General features: G+C 70.9%; 22 protein-coding genes. 10 read left to right on the top strand and 12 right to left on the bottom strand.

Going from position 1 to position 22,829, the window contains the following annotated elements:
* Positions 1-28: 28 nt before the first annotated feature.
* Both CP981_RS26490 and CP981_RS26485 read left to right on the top strand, forming a co-directional pair.
* The gene (locus CP981_RS26490) at positions 29-769 is read left to right on the top strand and encodes a TetR/AcrR family transcriptional regulator (RefSeq protein WP_085923016.1); all 741 of its coding nucleotides are present in this window, start codon (positions 29-31) and stop codon (positions 767-769) included.
* A gap of 36 nt (positions 770-805) precedes the next feature.
* Complete coding sequence (locus CP981_RS26485) at positions 806-1,069, top strand: hypothetical protein (protein ID WP_085922906.1); 264 nt, start codon at positions 806-808, stop codon at positions 1,067-1,069.
* Between the two features lie 247 nt (positions 1,070-1,316).
* Here the strand turns inward: CP981_RS26485 and CP981_RS26480 are convergent, their stop codons facing one another.
* From CP981_RS26480 to CP981_RS26460, 5 genes are all read right to left on the bottom strand, one after another.
* Positions 1,317-2,570, bottom strand: a complete 1,254-nt coding sequence (locus tag CP981_RS26480; protein WP_085922905.1) for a styrene monooxygenase/indole monooxygenase family protein — start codon at positions 2,568-2,570, stop codon at positions 1,317-1,319.
* A 69-nt stretch (positions 2,571-2,639) separates the two neighbouring features.
* Entirely contained in the window at positions 2,640-3,257 is a 618-nt protein-coding gene (locus tag CP981_RS26475; RefSeq protein ID WP_085922904.1) for a GTP-binding protein, read from the bottom strand.
* A gap of 37 nt (positions 3,258-3,294) precedes the next feature.
* Entirely contained in the window at positions 3,295-3,690 is a 396-nt protein-coding gene (locus tag CP981_RS26470) for a DUF742 domain-containing protein (protein WP_085922903.1), read from the bottom strand.
* Entirely contained in the window at positions 3,687-4,184 is a 498-nt protein-coding gene (locus CP981_RS26465; protein WP_085922902.1) for a roadblock/LC7 domain-containing protein, read from the bottom strand. The genes CP981_RS26470 and CP981_RS26465 overlap by 4 nt, the downstream gene beginning before the upstream one ends.
* Positions 4,181-7,132, bottom strand: coding sequence for a nitrate- and nitrite sensing domain-containing protein (locus CP981_RS26460; RefSeq protein ID WP_085922901.1), 2,952 nt, complete (start codon positions 7,130-7,132; stop codon positions 4,181-4,183). The genes CP981_RS26465 and CP981_RS26460 overlap by 4 nt, the downstream gene beginning before the upstream one ends.
* Positions 7,133-7,765: 633 nt before the next feature.
* Here CP981_RS26460 and CP981_RS26455 point away from each other — a divergent pair.
* A complete protein-coding gene (locus CP981_RS26455; protein ID WP_085922900.1) occupies positions 7,766-8,611 on the top strand; it encodes a protein phosphatase 2C domain-containing protein in 846 nt (281 codons plus the stop codon).
* Between the two features lie 151 nt (positions 8,612-8,762).
* On the opposite strand, the gene CP981_RS26450 is transcribed toward CP981_RS26455, so the two are convergent.
* Complete coding sequence (locus tag CP981_RS26450) at positions 8,763-9,266, bottom strand: MarR family winged helix-turn-helix transcriptional regulator (RefSeq protein ID WP_085922899.1); 504 nt, start codon at positions 9,264-9,266, stop codon at positions 8,763-8,765.
* 270 nt (positions 9,267-9,536) lie between these two features.
* Here CP981_RS26450 and CP981_RS26445 point away from each other — a divergent pair, with 270 nt between their 5' ends.
* Entirely contained in the window at positions 9,537-10,394 is an 858-nt protein-coding gene (locus CP981_RS26445) for a lysozyme (protein WP_085922898.1), read from the top strand.
* Between the two features lie 61 nt (positions 10,395-10,455).
* On the opposite strand, the gene lon is transcribed toward CP981_RS26445, so the two are convergent.
* Together lon and CP981_RS26435 are read right to left on the bottom strand one after the other, a co-directional pair.
* Positions 10,456-12,867 (bottom strand): endopeptidase La, encoded by a 2,412-nt coding sequence (gene lon / locus CP981_RS26440; RefSeq protein WP_085922897.1) that lies wholly within the window; start codon positions 12,865-12,867, stop codon positions 10,456-10,458.
* Positions 12,868-13,112: 245 nt separating this feature from the next.
* Complete coding sequence (locus tag CP981_RS26435) at positions 13,113-13,946, bottom strand: pentapeptide repeat-containing protein (protein WP_085922896.1); 834 nt, start codon at positions 13,944-13,946, stop codon at positions 13,113-13,115.
* A 174-nt stretch (positions 13,947-14,120) separates the two neighbouring features.
* Here CP981_RS26435 and CP981_RS26430 point away from each other — a divergent pair, with 174 nt between their 5' ends.
* Positions 14,121-14,624 carry a YfbM family protein gene (locus CP981_RS26430; RefSeq protein ID WP_244329794.1) on the top strand — a complete coding sequence of 168 codons (504 nt, stop codon included), beginning with the start codon at positions 14,121-14,123 and terminating at the stop codon, positions 14,622-14,624.
* Between the two features lie 189 nt (positions 14,625-14,813).
* A complete protein-coding gene (locus CP981_RS26425; RefSeq protein WP_143658821.1) occupies positions 14,814-15,527 on the top strand; it encodes a DUF3137 domain-containing protein in 714 nt (237 codons plus the stop codon).
* A gap of 91 nt (positions 15,528-15,618) precedes the next feature.
* Here the strand turns inward: CP981_RS26425 and CP981_RS26420 are convergent, their stop codons facing one another.
* From CP981_RS26420 to CP981_RS26410, 3 genes are read right to left on the bottom strand one after another with little or no spacing between them, the layout of a single operon-like run.
* On the bottom strand, positions 15,619-16,110 hold the full coding sequence (locus CP981_RS26420) for a hypothetical protein (RefSeq protein ID WP_085922893.1): 492 nt from the start codon (positions 16,108-16,110) through the stop codon (positions 15,619-15,621).
* Positions 16,111-16,150: 40 nt separating this feature from the next.
* Positions 16,151-17,395, bottom strand: a complete 1,245-nt coding sequence (locus tag CP981_RS26415) for a putative T7SS-secreted protein (RefSeq protein ID WP_143658820.1) — start codon at positions 17,393-17,395, stop codon at positions 16,151-16,153.
* A 14-nt stretch (positions 17,396-17,409) separates the two neighbouring features.
* Positions 17,410-17,742 (bottom strand): hypothetical protein, encoded by a 333-nt coding sequence (locus CP981_RS26410; RefSeq protein ID WP_143658819.1) that lies wholly within the window; start codon positions 17,740-17,742, stop codon positions 17,410-17,412.
* A 498-nt stretch (positions 17,743-18,240) separates the two neighbouring features.
* On the opposite strand from CP981_RS26410, the gene CP981_RS26405 reads away from it, so the two are divergent.
* On the top strand, positions 18,241-18,795 hold the full coding sequence (locus tag CP981_RS26405; protein WP_085923015.1) for a hypothetical protein: 555 nt from the start codon (positions 18,241-18,243) through the stop codon (positions 18,793-18,795).
* Positions 18,796-18,832: 37 nt separating this feature from the next.
* Here the strand turns inward: CP981_RS26405 and CP981_RS26400 are convergent, their stop codons facing one another.
* Positions 18,833-19,696 (bottom strand): rhomboid-like protein, encoded by an 864-nt coding sequence (locus tag CP981_RS26400; RefSeq protein ID WP_244329793.1) that lies wholly within the window; start codon positions 19,694-19,696, stop codon positions 18,833-18,835.
* Positions 19,697-19,938: 242 nt separating this feature from the next.
* Between CP981_RS26400 and CP981_RS26395 the strand changes: the two genes are divergently transcribed.
* The 3 genes from CP981_RS26395 (at position 19,939) to CP981_RS26385 (ending at position 22,638) form a co-directional block, all read left to right on the top strand.
* Positions 19,939-20,703: a spermidine synthase family protein gene (locus CP981_RS26395; protein ID WP_085922890.1), complete on the top strand. Its 765-nt coding sequence runs from the start codon at positions 19,939-19,941 to the stop codon at positions 20,701-20,703.
* Between the two features lie 73 nt (positions 20,704-20,776).
* The gene (locus CP981_RS26390; RefSeq protein ID WP_042148648.1) at positions 20,777-21,517 is read left to right on the top strand and encodes a response regulator transcription factor; all 741 of its coding nucleotides are present in this window, start codon (positions 20,777-20,779) and stop codon (positions 21,515-21,517) included.
* Positions 21,514-22,638 (top strand): sensor histidine kinase, encoded by a 1,125-nt coding sequence (locus CP981_RS26385; protein WP_085922889.1) that lies wholly within the window; start codon positions 21,514-21,516, stop codon positions 22,636-22,638. The genes CP981_RS26390 and CP981_RS26385 overlap by 4 nt, the downstream gene beginning before the upstream one ends.
* The last annotated feature ends 191 nt before the right edge of the window (positions 22,639-22,829 follow it).

Genomic DNA, 22,829 nt, shown 5'->3' with positions numbered 1-22,829 from the left:
GACATCCGGGCCGGTTACGCTGCTGTTCATGAACGGCCCCGGCACCGCCCCAGCTGTACCCCGACCCGCTTATCGCAGGCTGAGCGTGGAGCAGCGTCGCAGCCAATTGCTCACCGCCGCGCTGGACCTGTTCGCCCAGCGCGCGCCCGAGGACGTCTCCCTGGACGATGTCGCCCTGGCCGCCGGGGTCTCCCGGCCGCTCGTCTACCGCTACTTCCCCGGCGGCAAGCAGCAGTTGTACGAGGCCGCGCTGCGCAGCGCGGCCGACATCCTGGAGCGCTGCTTCGCCGAGCCGGACACCGGACCGCTCACCCAGCGGCTGTCCCGTGCGCTGGACCGCTACTTGGCGTTCGTCGACGAGCACGACGCCGGGTTCAGCGCGCTCCTCCAGGGCGGCAGCGTCGTGGAGACCACCCGTACGACCGCGATCGTCGACGAGGTACGGCGGGCCGCGGCCGATCAGATCCTGCGGCACCTGGGCGAACCGGAGCCGGGCCTGCGGCTGCGGATGACCGTCCGGATGTGGATCACCGCGGTCGAGGCCGCCTCGCTGATCTGGCTCGACGAGGACAAGCAGCCGGGCCTCGACGAGCTGCGGAACTGGCTGGTCGACCACTTCATCGCGCTGCTGACCGCGACCGCGGCCGGGGACCCCCAGACCGCCCGGGTGACCCGCGCGGCACTGAAGCTGGAGACCTCCGACGGTCCGGCCGGCGATCTGGCCCGCCGCGCCCTGCCCGTCGTGAGCGACGCCGCGCATCTGCTGTGAGCCGCCACCGGGCCGGGCCGGTGTGACACTGAGGACGTGAGAAGCGAGAACACCCTCTTCGTCGGCGGCCCGCTGGACGGCCGGGTCCTGCCCGTACTGGTCGGCATGACAGGCCAGCCGCCCAAGACGTACGAGGTGCCCGAACCCCACGACGACGGCCGCCCCCCGACCGTCCACTTCTACCGGCGCGTCCCGGCCCGGGTGGGCCGCCTCGGCCTGCCCAGCGGCTGGAAGTACGAGTACGACCCGGCCGGAACACCCTCCACTGGACCCAAGTGGCCTTGGCGCAGGCACCACTGAAGCCCACGCCCACCCCCACCACGGGCAGCCGCGGCACCCACGTGAGGTGGCGGGCCGGAGGGGGTGGTGTGCGGGACGTAAAGCGAAGCAGTCCCGCACACCACCCCCGGAGGCCCGCCACCGCCACCACAACGAAACCCGCGCCGCAGCAGCCCGAAACAACACCCCTCCCCGCCGAAGGCGGGGAGAACCGGCACGGCGGTGCCACCCGACCACGTGGGGCGGACAGCACCGCCGTGGGCGGACGTCAGCCCGTCAGCGAAGCGAGATACGCATTCGTCTTCTCCGGGTCGTAGAAGAAGTTCTCGAAGTCCGACGGGTCGTTGAAGCCGTTGGCGAACCGGTCGGCTACGGGCTGAAGCTGCCCGGCCGCGCCGATGAGGTTCAGGATGTGCTCCGGCGGCGGCGCCAGCATCGCGTTCGTCCACTTGGTGACGTGCTGGGCGGTGGTCCAGTACCGCTCGAAGGCGGTCCGCATCCAGTCCCCGTCGAAGGGCTGGTCCCCGCGCTCCACGATGGAGGCGAGGTAGGAGGCGGCGCACTTGGAGGCCGAGTTGGAGCCCTGGCCGGTGATCGGGTCGTTGGCGACCACGACATCCGCGACGCCGAGCACCAGACCGCCGGAGGGCAGCCGGCCGACGGGGTTGCGCACGGTGGGAGCGTAGCGGCCGGCCAGCGTGCCGTTGGCGTCGGTCAGTTCGACCTTGGTGGCGCGGGCGTACTCCCAGGGCAGGAACTTCTCCATCAGTTCCAGCGTGACGGCGAGGTGCTCCTCGGGGTCCTTGACGCCCTGGAAGGCGTCCAGCGGGCCGCCGGGTATGCCCTCCCAGAAGAGGATGTCGGCGCGGCCGGAGGTGGTGTACGTCGGCATCACGAACAGCTCGCCGACGCCGGGCACCAGGTTGCAGCGCACCGCGTCGTAGTCGGGGTGCTCGGGGCGCGGGCCCAGACCGTGCACGTAGGCGACGGCCAGCGCGCGCTGCGGGGCGTCGTACGGGGAGCGCCCGGCGTCGCGGCCGAACATGGACACCAGCTCGCCCTTGCCGGCCGACACCATCGTCAGGTCGTAGCGGCTGGCGAAGAAGTCGAGGTCGGAGACGGCCGCGCCATGGATGACGAGCTGGCCGCCGCGCTGCGCGAAGGTCTCCATCCAGCCGGCCATCTTCACCCGCTGGTCGACGGACTGGGCGTAGCCGTCCAGCTTGCCCACCCAGTCGATGGCCCGCTGCGAGCCCTCCGGCGCCTCATGGCTGCCGGGCGCGGCGACCGAGACGCCGAGGCCCTCGATGCGCGGGGCCTGGCTCTCCCAGAAGTTGATCTGGAGGTCGCGCTCGTGCTGGAGCGCGGTGTCGAACATGCACTGCGTCGACATGACCCGCCCGGCACGGATCTCGTCGGCGGTGCGGTTGGACATGAGGGTGACCTCATAGCCCTGCGACTGGAGGCCCAGGGCAAGCTGGAGACCGGACTGGCCGGCTCCGACGATGAGTATTTTCCGCATGGCGGGGCTCTTCTCTATTACTGCTGGTGGTTCGGGGAGTGGGGGGAGGGGCGAGACCTTACCCACCGGTTACTCCGGTGTGGTCTCCAGTGCGTGGCCGACCAGCGCGAGCAGCGACTTGATCACCGTGGGCCGCTCCCGGGCGTCCATGATCACGACCGGTACCTGCGGCGGCACGGTCAGCGCGTCGCGGACATGCTCGACGGCGTACGCCTCGGTCCCTTCGAAGTGGTTGACCGCGACGACATACGGCAGTCCGCAGCTCTCGAAGTAGTCGAGCGCCGGGAAACAGTCCTCCAGACGCCGGGTGTCAGCCATCACGATCGCGCCGATCGCACCACGCACCAGGTCGTCCCACATGAACCAGAAGCGCTGCTGGCCGGGCGTGCCGAACAGGTACAGCACCAGTTCCTGGTCGAGGGTGATCCGCCCGAAGTCCATCGCGACCGTGGTCGTGGTCTTCTCCGGGGTGGCGGTCAGATCGTCCGTGTCGGCGCTGGCCTGCGTCATCACCGCTTCGGTCTGGAGCGGGGTGATCTCCGAGACCGATCCGACGAACGTGGTCTTGCCGACGCCGAAGCCGCCCGCCACCACGATCTTGGTGGCGATCGGCGCCCGCGAACGGTCCGTCTGCCAGCTCTGTAGCCCCGCGTCGGCGGCCGTGGCCGACGGGTCGGCCCGACCCACGGAACCGGTGGTCGCCGTCGGCCCGGCCGATATCGTGTCAGAGCCTGTGAAGTCCACTCAGCACCCTTTCGAGCAGCGCGCGGTCGGGCCGGCCGGAGCCGTGCCCGGTGCCGTAGACGCGAATCTTTCCCTGGTCGGCGAGGTCACTGAGCAGTACCCGGACCACGCCCAGCGGCATCTTGAGGAGCGCGGAGATCTCCGCGACCGAGCGCATCCGGCGGCACAGTTCGACGATCGCCCGCATCTCCGGCATCACCCGGTCACCCCAGCCGCCGGAGGTGAGCTCGCGGCGCTCCTCGGGCGCCTCCAGCGCCGCCACGAACGTCTCGACCAGCAGCACATGGCCGAAGCGCGTCCGGCCGCCGGTGAGCGAGTACGGCCGCACCCGCGCGGGTTTCCGGTCCCCACGTACGGGGAGTTTGGGACTAGTCACTGGACGTTCTCCATCGACTGGCGCAATTCGCTGCGGAGTTCGGGGGTGAGGACATGGCCGGCCCGGCCGACGAACAGCGCCATGTGGTAGGCGATGACGTTCATGTCGCAGTCCGGGGTGGCGTGCACGCCGAGCAGCGAACCGTCGCTGATCGACATGACGAACACGCTGCCTTCGTCCATCGTGATCATCGTCTGCTTGACCGGCCCGCCGTCCATGAGCTTCGCGGCGCCGTTGGTGAGGCTGCCGAGTCCGGACACGATGGTGGCCAGGTCCGCGCTGGACCCCCGGGGACCGTCACCCCCGTCCGGCCGTGCCGCTGCCTCGTCCGCCTGGTCCGGGTCGGACGACAGCAGCAGCAGACCGTCGGAGGAGACCACCGCGACCGAGCGGATGCCCGGCACCTCGTCCACCAGGTTGGTCAGCAGCCAGTGCAGGTTCTGTGCCTGGCTGCTCAGGCCTTGTCCATAAGCAGTGGGCGCTTGCGCTTTCAATCGCGTGCCTCCTCGACAACGTGGCTCTCTCCCGGGGCCCCCGCTCCGTCGGTGTCCGTCTGTGGGATGGTCTGCTCCGTTGTACGTTCCGCGATCTCGGCCTCGACGTCACGTCGGCCGACTCGCGCCCCCGCCTGAAATCCGCCGAGCCGGCGCCGCAGCGCCTCGGCGTTGGCCGCTCCGCTCTTGCGCGGGGCGGCGGGCGCCTGTTGCTGCGCCACGACCTTGGGCGTGCGCTTGGGCAGCCCCATGGTCGTCCGCTGCTTCCCCGCGGACGGGGCGGCAGCGGTCTGTGGGTCGGCCGGTGTACCGGCCGGGGACGCGTCGGCGGGTGCCACCGCGTCCGTGGGTGCCGCGTCCGTCCCGGCATGCGTGTGCTGGTCCGGACCGATGGCGTACGGGTCGGCCGCGGGCGCGTCGGACGCGGTGGGCCCGGCGGCCGGGGCGGCGTGCCGGCCGGTGCCCTTGGGCGCCGGGTCGGCGGCCGGGCGCGGCTCCTCCTCAGGCCGTACGTGCTCGCCGCTGCCGCTGGTGGTGGCACCGTACGGGCCGGGCGACTCGGGGCCGTACGGGCTCGCTTGGGACGCGGCGTGGGTGGTGGGGCCGGACGGCTGCTGCACGGCGGGCGCCGGGGCGGGTTCGTCCGGGGCGCCGAGTCCGGCGGCGTCGATAGCGCGTTCCGCTGCGGCGACGAACGGGTCGGCGACGGGCGCCGGGTCCGCGCCCGGGGTGCCCTGCTGGCCGGTGGCCGGTGCGGCGTCGGGCCCGTCGGTGCCCGGCGCGCCCTGGGCCGGGGGCGCGGTGGGGGCCGCAGCGCCCTCCTCCGCCGCCGGTTCGGGCCGCGCGGCCCGGGTCGGCAGCGCGTTGGAGTTCGCCTCGGCGACCGAGCCGGGCAGGCTCGGGGTGTGTGCCACGTCCCGGGACGCGGTGGCCGGGGCGGCCGACGGGGCCGGGCGGGTGGGCAGGATCGAGCCGGGCAGCACGACGACGGCGGTGACGCCGCCCTGCTTGGCGTCCCGCAGCTGGACCCGGACGCCGTGCCGGGCGGCCAGCCGCACCACGACGTACAGCCCGAGGCCCAGCGCCTCGTCGATGGTCTCCGAGGACGAGGCGGCGTCGACGTCCGCCAGCCGCTCGTTGAGCTCGGCCATCCGCTCCGAGGTCATCCCTATGCCCTCGTCCTGGACCGAGAGCATGACCTCACCGCTCTCCAGCAGCCAGCCGGACAGCTCCACATGGGCGTTCGGCGGCGAGAACCCGGTGGCGTTCTCCAGGAGTTCGGCGACCAGGTGGCTGAGGTCGTCCGCAGCGAACCCGGCGACCTGCGAGTGCGGCGGCAGCGACTGGATGCGCACCCGGTCGTAGCGCTCGATCTCGCTGATCGCGGCGCGCAGCACGTCCAGCAGCGGCACCGGGCCCTGGTGGTTGGTGCTGTGCTGTTCCGCGCCCGCGAGGACGAGGAGATTCTCGCTGTTACGGCGCATCCGCGCGGCGAAGTGGTCCAGCTTGAAGAGGGTTTCCAGCCGCTCCGGGTCCTGCTCGCTCTCCTCCAGCGACTCGATGACGCCGAGCTGGCGCTCCACGAGCCCGAGAGTGCGCAGCGAGAGGTTGACGAACCGGCCGTGCACCCCGCTGTGCAGGGCCGCCAGCCGCTCGGTGAGATCGGCGATCTCCTCCTTGAGCGTCTCGCCCTGCTCCTGGAGCACCTCGCGCTCGGCGACCAGCCGCTGCCGGCCGCCGACCAGCCGCTTGCGCTCGCCCTCCAGCTCGGAGGTGCGCCGCGCCAGCTCGCCGACCTGGGCGTGCAGCGCGTTGACGGACCGTACGGCGGCGGCGAATTCGTCGTTGCGGCCCTTGTAGGTGATGGGCTCCTCGTGCGCGGGGTCCTCGGCCACCCGCTTGGCGCCGATCCGCAGCGCCGCGAGCGGCTGGGTCAGCGAGCGGGCGGCCCACACCCCGGCACCGACGGCCAGCAGCAGGCACAGCGCTTCCAGACCGATGCGGATCTCCAGCTCCGTCACCTCGTCGTCGCGCAGCGCACCGAGCCGCTGGATGTCGGCGGTGGCCATGGCGGATTCGACGCCCCGCATCAGACCGAGGCGGGTGGTGAGGGTCTGCTGGACCCGCCGGTGGTTGAGCCGCAGATCGAGGGCGTCCAGCCGGGGCTGGTCGGTCAGCCGGGTCAGATAGCGCTCGGCGGTGTTGACGTCCGCGCCGGTGACGGTGCGGTCGTAGCGGTCCCGGGCGGCCTGGCTCGCGGTCTGCTGGAAGTCGCCCAGCGCGCCCTGTTCGCGGAGGTGGGCGACCTGGGCCAGGGCGGTCAGCCGGGGCTGGCTGCCGCCCGCGCCGAGCCCGGCGAGCAGCAGCGCGCGGGTGCCCGCGGCCTGTTCGGTGGCGCGGCCGAGGACGGGCAGCGCGCGGGTGTCGGCATCGGCGGAGTCCGCGCGGGCCGGCAGTTGGCGGGCGATGTCGTCGCTGATCGCACCGAGTGCCTGGAGTGCCTCGGTATAGGCGCCGTAGATCTGCTCGGCCGATGTGGGCCCGGACAGCGCCTTTTGACGGGTTTGCGGCAGGGCGGCCAGCGCCTTGGCGGCGGCCCGGTACACGGCGGTGTCGCCCGTGGCGTCCTGGGCCTCGGAGCGCAGCTCGTCGATCTGCCGGTCCACACGGGTGCGCTGGGCCCGGGAGGCCGCGGCCGCGTCGGCCCCGGCGGCGCCCGCCCTCGGGGCGGTCCGGCCGCCCCGCCCGGTGGCGGCATACGCGGTCATACCGTCGCGTTCATCGGCGAGGGAGTGCGCGAGCGCGATGGCTCGGGCGTTCAGTTCGGCCAGATCGACCAGCTGCTGGCCGGTGTTGGCCTCGTCGGCGGTCGCCGTCAGACCGGGGACGCCGGAGCCGATGACAGCGGCGGCCACGACGGCCACCGCCCCGACGAGCCGATTGCGCACCCGCGCGGGACGCCGTCCCGTGGGGCTCTCGCCACGGCCCGTCGCGTCCGGACCGCCCTTCGCGTCGGGACCCTTACCAGGAGCCGATCCCGGTCCCGGGATCGAACCGGCCGGTGAACCCGGCTTCCCTGCGCCGCCTCGAAGCCGCATCTTCCGCACCGCTGCTCGCATTCCTGTCTCGCCTGCTCACGCCCAAATGGCGTCGCGGACCCGGCTCGCTCTCCGCTCGCGGAGCGGACCTGCGCGAAGACCGCAGCAGCGCACACTTCCGCGAAGGGAAACAGCCCGGCTCTGCGCGTCGCGACGATGTCCCGACCTCACCCCATGATTCGGGCAACGACCATTCCACCGGCGCCGCGCAGTGGCTCGGCAACACATGCCCGGCCACCTGAACGAGTGAACATCACTCGGAGTTTGACCATCAACTTCCGTGCGCCGGTGTTTTCGGCCGCGAGCCCGCGCAACCCCCGAACGGGTTTGGAGATGCGTCCCGGTCCTGGAAAGATGCCCGCCCGCACGCCGCCGGCCCGGGGGCTCCTACCGTCGGTAAGCCCCCACCCCGCCCGGCCTCCGACGCCGCCGCGGGCGCCCGCCGGCCGGGCCGTGACCCCCGCCTCCGGCAGACTTCCGGGTATGCACATCGCACTCGCCACCGAGCCGGGCGACCCCCAACACCCAAACGAGGACTACGCATCGGTAGCCCTGCCGGCTTCCGGCCGGGGCGGAGCTCTGGTCCTGCTGGACGGCGTGACGCCACCGGAGGAGGACTACGGCTGCGTCCACGGGGTGCCGTGGTTCACCGCGCGGCTCGGCGGCGCAATGCTCGAACTGTCGGTTTCACACCGGGATATGACGCTGGCTGAGGCTCTCGCCGCGGCCATCTCCCGGACGGCCGACGACCACCGGGACTCCTGTGACCTTTCTCACGTCCGCACTCCGCAGGCAACCGTGATCGCCGCGCGATGGTCCGGGGTCACCGTCGAGCACCTCGTCCTGTCCGATTCGGTGCTGCTGCTGGAACGGGCCGACGGCTCGGTGGATCCGGTGCTCGACCCGCGGCTGGACGAACTGCCGCCCGCGGTCCGGGAGCTGCGGGCCGCCGTACGGGCGCTGCCCCGCGGCTCGGCGGAACGGGCCGCGGCGGGCCGGGAGTACGGCCGGGCGGTCGAGGCGCTGCGCAACGCGGAGGGCGGCTTCTTCACCGCGGCCGCCGATCCGGCGGTGGCCGCCCGCGCGGTGACCGGCAGTACCCCGCGCGCCGATGTCCGCTCCCTGACCGCGCTCAGCGACGGTGCGAGCCGCTGGGTGGAGGTCTTCCGGGAAGGGTCCTGGGCGGACTGTGTGGCCCTGGTGTCCGGACAGGGCCCGCAGGCGCTGATCGACCGGGTGCGGGCCGCGGAGGCGGCGGACCCGGCGTGCGCGGCGTTTCCGCGCGGCAAGGCGCGGGACGATGCGGCGGTGATTTTTGTGGCGCCGTGACAACCACGGACGGGCCGGGCATGTTTTCCCGCCAGGTGGGAACGGCCTCGCGGCGGTGCGGGTCCGGCGGCGGCCATCACGGCTGTGGCCAGGACGGATGCGGTGAGGTGCCGGTGTCCGCGCGAGCCGGACGGGACTCTGCGGACGCGCCCTACACCTCGTCGCCCTCCTGCTCCGCGTTCAGCCGGTGCAGCAGACGGGCGAGTTCGGCGACCTCGCCGCGGTCCCAGGAGGCCAGGCGGCGGGCGTACCGGGCGCGGCGGCCGGTGCGGACGCGGGTGAAGCGTTCGCGGCCCTCCCCGGTGAGGCGCACCAGGACCGCGCGGCCGTCCGCCGGGTCCGGTTCGCGGGCGACGAGGCCGAGCTTCTCCAGGGCGTGCAGCTGGCGGCTCATCGTGGCCTTGCCGACCCCGAAGTAGCCGGCGAGGTCGGTGGCGCGCTGGGCGCCGGCGTCCGCCAGCCGTACGAGGAGGCCGTACGCGGCGGGTTCCAGGTCGGGATGCACCTCTCGTGCCAGTTCGCCGGAAGAGGCCCGGGCACGGCGGAGAAATACCGCCAATTCCCGTTCCAGGGCGAGAAATACGTGGTCCACACCAGTCGGCTCACCGTCCGCCGTCGTGTCATCGGCTCCGGTGTTGTGCACGTCAGCGCCCATTCCCGCGTTTCCTCACCTGAAAGTTTCTGCCGGCGGCGGTCGAAGCCGCAGCTCGGCCAGTATTTCGCAGGATTAGACCAACGGCAGCCCACGGACCCTCTTTTGTCACCTCGGTCTACGCGCGTATCGTCATTTCTGGCATGGCCATACCAAGCGGCCCGGGTATCCCGCCGCGGCGTCATGCACCTCGCACATCCGTGTCAGCACGCCTGCGCCATGCCGTCAGCACCTCCCCCCTCAGGTCATCCACCGAGATCTTCGGAGGCACGTATGTCCGTGCTCAGATCCGGCTCCCCCCACCGCCCCGCACGCTCCCTCGCGACCGTGGCCGGGATCCTGCTCACCCTCGTCTCCCTCCTCCTCGCCCTGCCCGGCACCGCCGGCGCCGCGGCCGCGAAGCGCGCACCGGAACCCAGCCACCCCGGACAGGACTGGGCCGGTTCCCAGATCGCCCGGCACGAGGGCACGGCGGCCGGCGGCGCACCGCCGGCCGCCCCGCTCGCCTCCGTCGAAGGGGTGGACGTCAGCAGCCACAACGGCAACGTCGCCTGGTCGACCCTCTGGAACAGCGGTGTCCGCTTCGCCTATGTCAAGGCGACGGAGTCCACCAGCTACACCAACCCGTACTTCGCGCAGCAGTACAACGGCTCCTACGGCACCGGGATGATCCGCGGCGCCTACCACTTCGCCACCCCCGACACCTCCAGCGGCGCCGCCCAGGCCAAGTACTTCGCCGACCACGGCGGCGGCTGGTCCAAGGACGGCAGGACGCTGCCCGGCGCGCTCGACATGGAGTACAACCCCTACGGGGCGACCTGTTACGGGCTGAGCGCGGCCGGGCTGGTCAACTGGATGAAGGACTGGTTCGCCACGTACAAGGCGCGCACCGGCCGGGACGCCGTCCTCTACACCTCCACCAACTGGTGGAAACAGTGCACCGGCAACTCCGCCGCCTTCGGCGCCGTCAACCCCCTGTGGATTCCGCGCTACGGCTCCTCGGCCGGTGAACTCCCGGCCGGCTGGGGCTTCCACACCATCTGGCAGTACACCTCGTCCGGCCCGACGGTCGGTGACCACAACCGCTTCAACGGCGCGCTGGACCGTCTCCGCGCGCTGGCGAACGGCTGAGCGGGTTCCCGCAGCGAGCGGCCGGTGTTCCCCTACGGGAGCACCGGCCGCTGTGCGGGGTTCAGGCGCTGAGGGGGGCCACCTCCGGCACGGCCCCGTTCGACGCCGGTGTCAGTGCCAGCTCCAGCACCTGGCGGACATCGGCGACCGGGTGGACCTCCAGGGCGTCGAGGATCTCGGCCGGCACGTCGTCCAGGTCCGGTTCGTTGCGCTTCGGGATGATGACGGTGCCGATGCCGGCCCGGTGCGCCGCCAGCAGCTTCTGCTTGACGCCGCCGATCGGCAGCACCCGCCCGGTCAGCGAGACCTCACCGGTCATCGCCACATCCGGCCGGACCTGCCGGCCCGACAGCAGCGAGGCCAGCGCCGTCGTCATCGTCACGCCCGCGCTCGGCCCGTCCTTGGGAACGGCGCCCGCCGGTACGTGCAGATGCACTCCGCGCTCCTTCAGGTCGGCGACCGGGAGCTCCAGTTCCGCGCCGTGGGAGCGCAGGAACGACAGCGCGATATGCGCGGACTCCTTCATCACCTCGCCGAGCTGGCCGGTCAGCTGGAGCCCGGACGCGCCGGTCTCCGGATCGGCGAGCGAGGCCTCCACGTAGAGCACATCGCCGCCGGCGCCGGTGACCGCGAGGCCGGTGACCACGCCGGGCACCGCGGTGCGCCGCTCGGCCGGGTCCTGGGCCGACTCGGGGGTGTGGTGCGGCCGCCCGATCAGCGGGCGCAGCTGGTCCGTGCCGACCGTGAACGGCAGCTCCCGCTCCCCCAGTTCGTGCTGTGCGGCGACCTTGCGCAGCAGCCTGGCGACCGCGCGCTCCAGGTTCCGTACGCCCGCCTCGCGGGTGTATTCGCCGGCCAGCTTGCGCAGCGCCCCGTCCTCCAGGGTCACCTCGCCGGGCTCCAGACCGGCCCGCTCCAGCTGGCGGGGCAGCAGATGGTCCCGGGCGATGACGACCTTCTCGTCCTCCGTGTAGCCGTCCAGCCGGACCAGCTCCATACGGTCGAGCAGCGGCTCGGGGATGGCTTCGAGGACATTGGCGGTGGCCAGGAAGACCACATCGCTGAGGTCGAGTTCGACCTCCAGGTAGTGGTCGCGGAAGGTGTGGTTCTGCGCCGGGTCCAGGACTTCCAGGAGGGCGGCGGCCGGGTCGCCCCGGAAGTCGGAGCCCACCTTGTCGATCTCGTCGAGGAGGACGACCGGGTTCATCGACCCGGCTTCCTTGATGGCCCGGACGATCCGGCCGGGCAGCGCGCCGACATACGTACGGCGGTGGCCACGGATCTCCGCCTCGTCCCGGACGCCGCCGAGCGCGACCCGGACGAACTTCCGGCCCATGGCCCGGGCGACGGATGTGCCGAGCGACGTCTTTCCGACCCCCGGCGGCCCGACGAGCGCCAACACGGCGCCACCGCGACGGCCACCCACGAGCCCGAGTCCCCGCTCGGTCCGGCGCTTGCGGACGGCCAGGTATTCGGTGATCCGCTCCTTGACGTCCTCCAGACCGGAGTGGTCGGCGTCCAGGATCTCCTTGGCGCCGGCGATGTCGTAGGCGTCCTCGGTCCGTTCGTTCCACGGGAGTTCGAGGACGGTGTCCAGCCAGGTGCGGATCCAGGAGCCCTCGGGGCTCTGGTCGCTGGACCGCTCCAGCTTGTCGACCTCCTTGAGGGCGGCCTTGCGGACGTCCTCGGGCAGATCGGCGGCCTCGACGCGGGCGCGGTAGTCGTCGCCCTCGTCCTCCGGATCGCCGTTGAGCTCTGCCAGCTCCTTGCGGACCGCCTCCAGCTGGCGCCGCAGCAGGAACTCCCGCTGCTGCTTGTCGACGCCTTCCTGGACGTCCTTGGCGATGGACTCGGCGACGTCCTGCTCGGCGAGGTGCTCGCGCAGCGTCTCGGTCGCGTACTTCAGGCGGGCGACCGGATCGGTGGTCTCCAGCAGCCGGATCTTCTGTTCGGTGGTCAGGAACGGCGAGTAGCCGGAGTTGTCGGCGAGCGTCGGCACATCCTCGATCTGCTGGACGCGGTCGACGACCTGCCAGGCGCCGCGCTTGCGCAGCCAGCTGGTGGCCAGCGCCTTGTATTCCGTGGCGAGTTCGGCCACCGCACCGGGCAGGGGCTCGGGGACCGTCTCCTCGACGGTGGTGCCCTCCACCCAGAGGGCGGCCCCGGGGCCGGTGGTGCCGGAACCGATCCGCACCCGGCCCAGGCCGCGGATCAGCGCGCCGGGATCGCCGTCGGACAGCCGCCCGACCTGCTCGATCCGTCCGAGCGTGCCGATCGCCGCGTACTTCCCGTCGATGCGGGGCACAAGCAGCACCCGCGGTTTGTTACCCGAGGAGGCGGCGGCCTGGGCGGCCTCCACCGCTGCCCGTACGTCCGCGTCGGACAGGTCCAGCGGCACCACCATGCCGGGGAGCACGACCTCGTCATCGAGAGGCAGCACAGGCAGAGTGAGCGGTGTGGACGTCGAAGCCATGATCTCCCCTTCGGCAAGCAAGTTGAGCTTTACTCACTCAATGCGAAGGGGCCTGGAGATGTTCCCCCGGATGCGTTCGCTGTGAGCGATCAGGGGAGTTGCCGTTTCGGCGGGCCGGGCCGGGCCCGCGGCGGGTGGGCAGGGGCGGGCCCGTGGCGGGCGGGCCGGGCTCCTGTTGATCAACGGCGGGTTCGGCTGGCGTGCGGCCGGTCGGGCCGCGGGGCCGGTCGGGCCGCGCGGCCGCGCTACCAGTGGGCGGGGCGGCTCAGGCTCTGCGGCAGCTCGGTCGCGGCATCGCCCTTGGCCGCGTTCAGCTGCGACTGGGTGAGGAAGAGCGCGCCGGTGAGATCGGCTCCGGCGAGGTCGGCGGCGCGCAGATCGGCGCCGATCAGGTCCGCCGTGCGCAGGTCGGCGCCCCTGAGGTCGGCGGCGATCAGGTAGGCCCCACGGAGGTTGGCGCCCCGGAGGTTGGCGCCCTTGAGGCGGGCCCCCATGAGGTCGGCGCCCCGCCGCTCCTTCTTACGGCCCGGGACCTCGGCCCGTACGAGTTCGCTGGTACGCAGCAGCAGGGCGTTGACCTCGCCTCGGTGGGCCGGCACATCCAGCTCCATGAGCTCCTCGGCGCTGCCGCGGGTGAGGCGCTCGGTCTTCTCCAGGGCGGCGCGCAGATCGGCGTGCACCGGGCGGGCCGCCGGGCGGGTGAGCGCCTCGGCGAGGTACCAGAGGAGTTCGTGCAGCTGCCGCATGACGGGGAAGACGTCGAACATCTGCCGGGCGGTCCCCGGGGCCCGCCGCCAGTCCTGTCCGTCGAAGGTGACCTGGGAGACCTTCTGCCCGGCGCCGAAGCAGTCGAAGACGGTGCAGCCGGTGAAGCCGCGCGGGCGCAGGTCGCGGTGGATGCCGCAGCGGAAGTCCTGCTGAAGGTTCGGGCAGGGCCGGCCGGCGTCCTTGTCGATCGCGAAGTCCGCCGAGGCCGCGAACGGCAGCGCGACACAGCACAGCCCGAAGCAACTGCCGCAGTCGGACGTCAGGCCGAGGTCGGTGACGCCCGGAATCGAGGGCTCGCGTTCTGAGGACAAGGCGGGGGTACTCCTGCGTCGGCGGGCACCGCACGAGGCCGTGCCGGGAAGGGACCGCCATTCTCCCAGGCGCCGGAGGAGGCCGCCGCGCCCGGCCGGATCCGCCCGCCGCGGGCCGGGCACCGTCCCACCGCGCACCGGCCGTTGTCAGTGGTCGGCCCTAACGTCGGGTCCATGAGCATGATCGGAGAGTACGCACGTGTCACCCCTGCCGAACTCGACCGCGGCCTGAGCGATCCCGAGTGGGCGCTGAAGCTGGTCCAGGGGCGGATGGAAGCGGAGGCCGCCGGTTGCCCGGAGCCCGCTGCGGCGCGCTGCCTGGACATCGACAAGGCCTGGGCCGCCGTCGGATTCCTGCTGCGCCGCGCGGCCTTCCCGGTGGACATCGTCCACGGCGAGCAGGACATCCCGGATGCCGACGACTGGGGCTACGGCCCGCCCCGCTACCTCACCCCCGCGCAGGTGCGGACCGCCGCCGAGGCGCTCGCGGAGATACCCGCCGAGCGTCTGACGGACGGCGTCGGCCCGGCGGACCTGGCCGCGGCGCAGATCTATCCGACGATCGTCTGGGAGCGGGGCGAGCCGCTGGACTATGTCTGCGAGCACTACGAGCAGTTGCGGCCGTTCTTCCGCGCGGCGGCGGACGAGGGGGACGGCATGCTCCTCTGGCTGGGCTAGGACCAGTCGTTCGGAATCACCGGGCGGACCAGAGGAAGCCTCGTAGCTACGGGCAGTACAACCAGGACCGCTCGCCAGGCGGCGACACGCTCTGAAGCGTCATATGCGAGCGGGGCAAACAGGGGTGACCCACCCACCGGTCGCCCCCGGCGGGTGCGTTCACCGGGCCGTCCGACATACTCGTGCCGCATGAACGAGACATGGGAAACAGTCCTTATCGTCGGCCTTTTCCTTTTTATCGCCGCTTTCTTCGGATTGTTCATCTGGGTCTCGCGGTATGTGAATAAAAGGGACAACCGCAGCCCCCAACAGCTGGAAGAACTGCTCCAGTTGGTGGAGAGCCGGGGGTGGAGCCACACCGCTTGGGCCCCCGGCCAGGGAGACCGCTACTGCGGGGGAGAGCCACTCCCGGGAACGGGGACCAATATCCCCATTTCGGACCAGATCGTCGGCGAATTCCGGGGTCGCGCCATCTGCTGCTTCGAGTACAACTCGCGGGGAATGGACGTGGACGGCCCGAACACGGTGCAGCGCTCCACGGTGTTCGCCGTGACGTCGGCGACGTCCGTACCTCGTATGGTCGTCAAACGGCCGCAGGCACTGGACAAGGTGAACGCGCGCCTGAACGCCCTGTTCGGAGGCGGCAAGGTGATAGAGCTGGGCGATCCCGAATTCGACGAGGAATTTCGCGTGATCGCCAACGACGAAGAGGTCGCGCGTGCGGTTCTGACCGGCCCCTTGGCTCGGTTCCTCATGACCGACACCCGCGCCAAGGACCATCCTCTCCGGTTCCAGGGAAACGATCTGCTCACCTGGCATCGGGGGCGGCTCCGGGCGGAACAGATCGACCAGAAGCTGAACTATCTGTGCGACGTCCTGGACCACCAGCCGGCGCAGGTGTAACACACGTCCTGAAGGACAGGTGCTCACGCGTGAGTCCCCCGCGAATATGGACCACGGGGTACTCACCCATGAGCGCCGAGATGCATAAGACTTACGCGGCGTCAGGACCCGCCGGACGAATGGATCGGACGAACTCCTCGAAGTCGTCGGCGACCTGATCCAGCTGGGACTGCTTAGCGGTCAATGCCAGCTCGATCACCGCGTGTTTGGACGGATCATGCGCATCATTCATGAGCAGGTAGACCTGGCTCTGGACCAATTCCACGGGCAGCCCGCGCAAGGTGGTGGAGATACGCAGCGTTTGGGTCAGCGCAGGCACTTCCGGGGTGCCCCCCTGGGCCTGCGTGGCGACGCTCACCGTTGCCCCCTCACGCAGCCGATGGACCGACTCCTGTGCGAGTGTGAGCAGGTCGGCTTCGTCCCGGACTTTACCCGCGATCGTGATATTCGCGGTGAACTTGTCCTGCGACTCGGAGTGAAGTGCGATGAAAGCCACTCCGGGAGCGCCCACCTCATCGGGGGGCGCCGGCTGCCAGCCCTCGGGCAGCGAAAATTCAATCTTTACCGGCAGCGTGGTCGCCATCGTGGATCAACTCCCTAGTGTGCGAAATGCGAGGCCAGTGTCATCCGAAGGGATTGATGGACTCCAGCCCGTCACCCATTGCGTCGAGGCCGTCACCCACCTTGTCCCCTATGTCACTGAACGAGTCCGCGACCTTTTGCGGGTCGATCTCAGCCTGGAAACCGACCTTGCCCCCGAGTCCGAGTCCTACGCCCACATCGGCGCCGATGACGAACTTTCCATCTTTCATGCCGGCATCCGCATGGGCCGCAGCTCCGGCTCCGGCCCACCCTTCAGCAGTGGCACCGGCCCCGATGCCGGCCACGTCCGCGTGGGCACTCGCCGTCGCCTTGGCGCCCGCGAAAGCCTCGGCGCCCGCGTGCACTCCATCCTTGCCCACGGATGTATTCACTTGCGCCTCGGCACCGGCAAAGGCCGTGGCATCCGCCTTGGCAGCGGCCATGCCGTACTCGACGCCGCCCTCCGCGGATGCCTGTGCCAGGTACGCCTTACCGCCGGCTCCGACCTGTAGCTTGCCGTCGGTCACGGAAGCAGCCGCCGTACCCTCCGCCCCGAGAAGTTTGAGGCCGGCTTTCCCGGAGACCTTGCCGTCGTCTCCGAACTGCGACTCGCCTTCAGCCTCCGCCTCCCAGACACTCACCTCGGCCTTCCGCTCCCACAGCTTGACCTCGGAGGCTCGGGGTTTTTTGGCATTGGGATCCTCGGGGCCCGCCGCACCGAAGTACTTCTTCTTGCTGTTCGGCCTGTCCGTCAGTGGACTGGATTCGTGGAGCTCCCTGATGCTGACGCTGATCTTTCCCGATTCCTTTTGCTGTTCGGCGGTCTTGCCTGCTCTTTGCAGCCAGGACGGCGCGTCGGAAGCGCCACCGGCCGCGTCCTTCAACTTTCCCGCCGCCGAATCAGCATGGTCCCGCAAGTTCTGTCGGGCAGTCCTCAGAATCAGCTGGGCCTGGCTTTCATCGCCTTCGTCCCACAGCTCGATCGCTTCCCGCGCCTTCCCCTGTGCCGCGCTCAACGCCTCGGCATACCCACTGATCGCCGCAGCCGCATCGGACAGCGCATCGGAAGCGTAGAGCCAGTTCTTCTTCTCACCGGAAAGCTTTTCCCAGAACCGGTCACCGGCTGCACCGTTCCAGCCAGATATCCGTACGGCGCCCAGCCCTTTTGCGACGCTCTCGAATTTTCCGGATTGTTTCTTCAGCGTCCGAGCGACACCCTCGACATCCCCTACATTTCCGGGAATGAGCCCCTTGGGGTCTTTCGTTTCGCCCAACTCGTCCGTCACGCCCGCCCCCGCTTTTAGAGCCCCGTACCATTCTTATGCTGATCTATATACTTCATGTACTCGTCGGTATGGGCTTCGTTTTGCTCGTAGGTGTCGGCCTGGCTTTTTAGCTTGTCCGACATGTCGCTGGCGCGGTCACCGAGAACGAGATAGGCCACCTCCCACGTATCGCAGAAAGCTTCGAATTTATCGGCGAGAACCTTTTCGCCCTGATCGGAATCATCGAAGCTTTCGTTCAGCGCTCCGAAATCGACCCCCTTGGCCGGGTCAAGGCATTTCAGCACATCCGAAGCCCCACCCCTGAGTTCATCCGGATCAGCTTCAAAGCCGTCATGGCTAGTGGGCACCCTAGAACCATCCCTCGTGAACACGCGCTAATGGCAGGTAAGTTGGCACTGCCGTCCGGCGAAGCTATCACTATATGGCGACCCATCAGAAAAGCAGGGGCGGTTCGAACCATCCGTCTACAACTAGCCCAATAATGCCGCACGTTACGCGGATCGAGCTATCAGCAGAATGTCCGTTCCGCTCCCTGCCGTGAACGAATGAGGCGATCAGGCTCAAGCAGGCTAATTTGGCGGGCAGTTCGAAAATTCCCATACCCCAGATCGGGCAGGCAAGGGTTTTCATCGACCCAATGCCCCCGCCCGTCGGTCAGCCTTTGCCGAAGAATTCGTCCACCGGGCAGCGGTCGGCGGCGTTGGCCGCCCAGAATCTCCGGGCGCTCGCCGGGGCCCGGCACGCGGCTCCGAAGAAACGCACCAGGCGTGTCCGGTCCGGCGGACCTCGGCAGCACGCCCCTCGCCTCCGGCCTCACACCCCGTCAAGACTGCTACCTTCACGGCATGTTGCAGCGGATGTCCGGTGTCTTCATCGGTGCACTCTTCGGGACGATCTTCGTGGTCGCCAACGCGCACGACCCGCTGAATCCGGCGGTCGGTATCGCCCTCCGGGTGCTCGCGGTGCTCACCTTCGCCGGGCTGCTCACGCTCGCGCTGCGGGCAGGGCGCCGGGGGCTGCCCGCGGCGGACGGCCCCGAGGCCCCTCAGGCGGACTGGTTCCGGGGGAAGTTCGCGTTCGTCGTGGGGGCCGAGGCGGTGCTGCTGATCGGCGGCAATCTCGCGCTGCGGGCGGCGGGTGCCCCCGAGCAGACCGCGGTGGCGTGGATCGCGCTGATCGTCGGCCTGCACTTCATCGCGCTGATGGCGGTCTGGAAGCGGCGCAGCATCGCCGTCCCCGGTGCCGCACTGACCGCGCTCGGCGCGATCGGCCTGGGCATGGCGGCCACCTCCGCCGTGGCGTGGGTGCCGTTCGTCAGCGGTGTGCTCTCCGGTGTGGCGCTCCTGGGCGGCTGCGCCTACGCCATCACCCACACCTACCGGTCGACGGCGCGGCCGTAGGGCCTGTCCCCCGGGCCGGCCGGGCCGCGGGGAACGCTCAGTACATCCGCGCGCCCCGCAGGGCGGGATGGCCCAGGTCGCCGAGGAGCGGTGCGGGTGCGGCGCGACGGGTGCGCCAGCGGCGCAGCAGCGGCCAGCTCGCCACCCCCAGGGCGAGCGAGAGCAGATGCCCCCAGTCGGACAGCGGGTCCACGTAGGCGAACAGATCCGTCAGCGCCAGATAGCCGACGCCGGCCAGCAGCAGCCGGCCCGGCCAGGCCGGCAGCAGCCCGGCCAGGGCTCCCACGCAGGTCATCACGCCGAAGCTGATGCCGTAGTCGAGGCGGTGCAGCGAGCTCTCCGGCAGCCCGCCGGCGGCGACCGAGAAAGCGACGGGCACTTCGGTGGCGAGGGTGGCGAGCACATGGCCGCCGAAGAAGACCGCGACCGCGGCCCGCGCGCCGATCCGCCGCTCCAGCGCCGTCAGCACGAAGAGGAAGGCGAGGGCGTACCCGGAGGTCATCCCGCCGGCGATCCACAAGGCGCTGGCGATCAGCACCACCAGCGGGGCCTGGGCGAGATGGACGACATCGGTGCTGGATCCGCGCAGCAGGTCGGAGACCAGCCCCGGGTCGGCGTACTCGGCGAACAGCGAGGTGGCCACGAGGAGGATGGCGTAGCCGAAGGTGAACGGGGTGCCGACGGGGGTGGGCAGCAGCCGCCAGAGCCGCCAACGCACCGCCACGGCAGGGGCGCTCGGCCCCGCTTCGGCGGCGGCGCGGGCCCCGGTCTCCCCGCCCCCGCGCTGCCGGGGGATGCCGGGCAGCAGGCCCGGCGTACCGGCCGGGCCGGTGTCCGGCCCCGCGTCGGCGACCGTCCCGCGACCGGTCCATATCCTCTCGGCGGTTCCCAGCCAGCTCACAGTCCGAGGCCCCTTCCGTCCTGGCGCATCCGGTGAGCCACGCCCGTGTCCCTCGGCCGTGAATCCCTGCCCTGTCCTACGTCCCGGACCACCCTGCACGCTCAATCCATGAAGAACCTGTGAGAGTGAGATCCGTCACACGAGACAACCCCTGGAAGGTGCTTCACGTCCGGGCGGACAACCGGGGGAACGGGTCCCCAAAGCGTTGGACCGGCGCGCCCCGCATTGGCCACCATGGCGCCATGGCTTCCGTGACACCGACGCAGGCAAGGACCGGCGCCCCCGAGGCCCCGCGCACGCTCGACCGCCGCGAGGGCCCGTTCGGTGAGGTGGTGCTGCGGCAGCGGGGCGGGCCCCCTGCGGCACCCGGGGCCGACGGCGGCGGCACCCCCGCGGCACCGGTGATCTACGAGATCATCGCCAACGGCTGCTTCCTGATGGACACCTCCGACGGCCGGTCCGAACGGCTGCTGATCGATGCCGCGCTGGACGCGCTGCCGGCCGGCCGCGCCCACCCCTCCGTCCTGATCGGCGGCCTCGGCGTCGGCTTCTCCCTGGCCCGCGCGGCCCGGCAGCCGCGCTGGGGCCGGATCGTCGTCGTCGAGCGCGAGGAGGCGGTGATCGACTGGCACCGCACCGGCCCGCTGTCGGCCGTCTCGGCGGCCGCGCTGGCCGATCCGCGCAGCGAGATCCGGCACACCGACCTCGTCGCCCACCTGCGCACGGAAGCGGGGCAGGACACCTACGACGCGCTGTGCCTGGACATCGACAACGGCCCCGACTGGACCGTCACCGAGGACAACGACAGCCTCTACTCCCCCGACGGGCTCGCCGCCTGCCGCGACCGGCTGACCCCCGGCGGAGTGCTCGCCGTCTGGTCCGCGCAGCCCTCGCCGGCCTTCGAGGAAGCGCTGCGAAATGCCGGTTTCAGCGGGGTACATACGGAAGAGATCCCCGTTGTCCGAGGCGTCCCGGACGTGGTCCATCTCGCGCGGAAGGGCGCGTAGCCGACAGTCACACCATGCCCGTACGCTGCTGCCCAGCAAGACGCGACCACGCAGGGACATGCAGGGGCGGGCGATGGACCAGACTCAGACAACGCAGGGCGGCGCCGCCGCGGCCACGCCGGGTGCGCAGCGCCGGGTGCTGGTCGTGGAGGACGACCCCACGATCGTCGAGGCCATCGCGGCCCGGCTGCGCGCCGAGGGCTTCCAGGTGCAGACGGCCACCGACGGCCCGGCCGCCGTGGACACCGCCGAGGCCTGGCAGCCCGATCTGCTGGTCCTCGATGTGATGCTGCCGGGCTTCGACGGCCTGGAGGTGTGCCGCCGGGTCCAGGCCCAGCGTCCGGTGCCGGTGATGATGCTCACCGCCCGGGACGACGAGACCGACATGCTGGTGGGCCTCGGCGTCGGCGCCGACGACTACATGACCAAGCCGTTCTCGATGCGTGAGCTGGCGGCGCGGGTGCATGTCCTGCTGCGCCGGGTCGAGCGCGCCGCACTGGCCGCGCACACCCCGCGCAGCGGCATCCTGCGCCTGGGCGAGCTGGAGATCGACCACGCCCAGCGCCGGGTGCGGGTGCGCGGTGCGGACGTCCATCTGACGCCCACCGAGTTCGATCTGTTGGTGTGCCTGGCGAACACCCCGCGTGCGGTGCTCTCCCGTGAGCAGCTGCTGGCCGAGGTGTGGGACTGGGCCGACGCCTCCGGGACCCGGACGGTCGACAGCCACATCAAGGCACTGCGCCGGAAGATCGGCGCCGAGCGGATCCGTACCGTCCACGGCGTCGGCTACGCCCTGGAGACCCCGGCCGCATGACGCGGTCGCCACGCACTCGCCTGGCCGAGCTGTGGCAGCGGATCTGGGAGGGCCTGCGCCCGCTGGACCCGTACCGCTCCGTCAAGGCTGCCCTCGGGGCGCTGGTCAGCGTCTCGGTGATCATCACGACCCTGCTGGTGTTCGTCGCGATGCACTCGGCGACCGAGCTGCGGGTGATCACGATCTTCTCGATCATCGCCTCGCTGCTGATCACCCAGTTCGTGGCCAACAGCCTGACCGCGCCGCTCGACGAGATGACGGATGTCACCCGGTCGATGGCGCACGGTAACTACAGCCGCCGGGTCCGCTCGGAGCGCCGCGACGAGTTCGGCGACCTGGCGAACGCCTTCAACCGGATGGCGGCCGACCTGGAAGCGGTGGACACCCACCGCAAGGAGCTGGTCGCCAATGTCTCGCACGAGCTGCGCACCCCCATCGCCGCGCTCCGGGCCGTCCTGGAGAACGTCGTCGACGGCGTCTGCGAGCCGGACCCGGAGACGATGCGTACGGCGCTGAAGCAGACCGAGCGGCTGGGCCGGCTGGTCGAGCACCTGCTGGACCTGTCCCGGCTGGACAACGGGGTGGTGCCGCTGCACTCCCGCCGCTTCGAGGTCTGGCCCTATCTGTCCGGGGTGCTCAAGGAAGCCAACATGAGCCGGGGCGCCGCCACCCTCGCCGGAGTGGCCGGCTCCGGCACCCACACCCGTACGGACGTCCATCTGCACCTGGATGTCTCGCCGCCGGAGCTGACCGCGCACGCGGACGCCGAGCGGCTGCACCAGGTCGTGGCCAATCTCATCGACAACGCGATCAAGCACAGCCCCCGGCACGGCCGGGTCACGGTGCACGCCCGGCGGGGCGAGGGGCCGCAGAGCCTGGTGCTGGAGGTGCAGGACGAGGGCCCCGGCATCCCCGAGGCGGAGCGCTACCGGGTCTTCGAGCGGTTCAACCGCGGCGGCCCGGCCCCCTCCGGCCCCGGCAGCGACGGCGGTACGGGCCTGGGCCTGGCGATCGCCCGCTGGGCGGTGGATCTGCACGGCGGACGCATCGGCGTCGCGGAATCGTCCCGCGGTTGCCGGATCCGGGTCACTCTTCCGGGGCTGGAGTCAGCTCGAAGCTGACGGCCGCTGACGTAGGGTCGGTGGTGGAAGCACTCCCCCGCGGGTGTGGTGGTGATCACTCCTACCCGCACAGAGGCAAACTTCGTGTGTTTCCCGCCAAGTCATGCCCCGAAACCCGGCCGGGAATGTGACGTACACGACGAGTGCCCCTCCCGGCCTGCACCAAGGGTCACAACAGGCGTAGCCTTTAT

It is taken from the genome of Streptomyces platensis (assembly GCF_008704855.1).
Lineage (GTDB): Bacteria > Actinomycetota > Actinomycetes > Streptomycetales > Streptomycetaceae > Streptomyces > Streptomyces platensis.
This window is presented reverse-complemented; position numbering and strand designations above follow the sequence as displayed.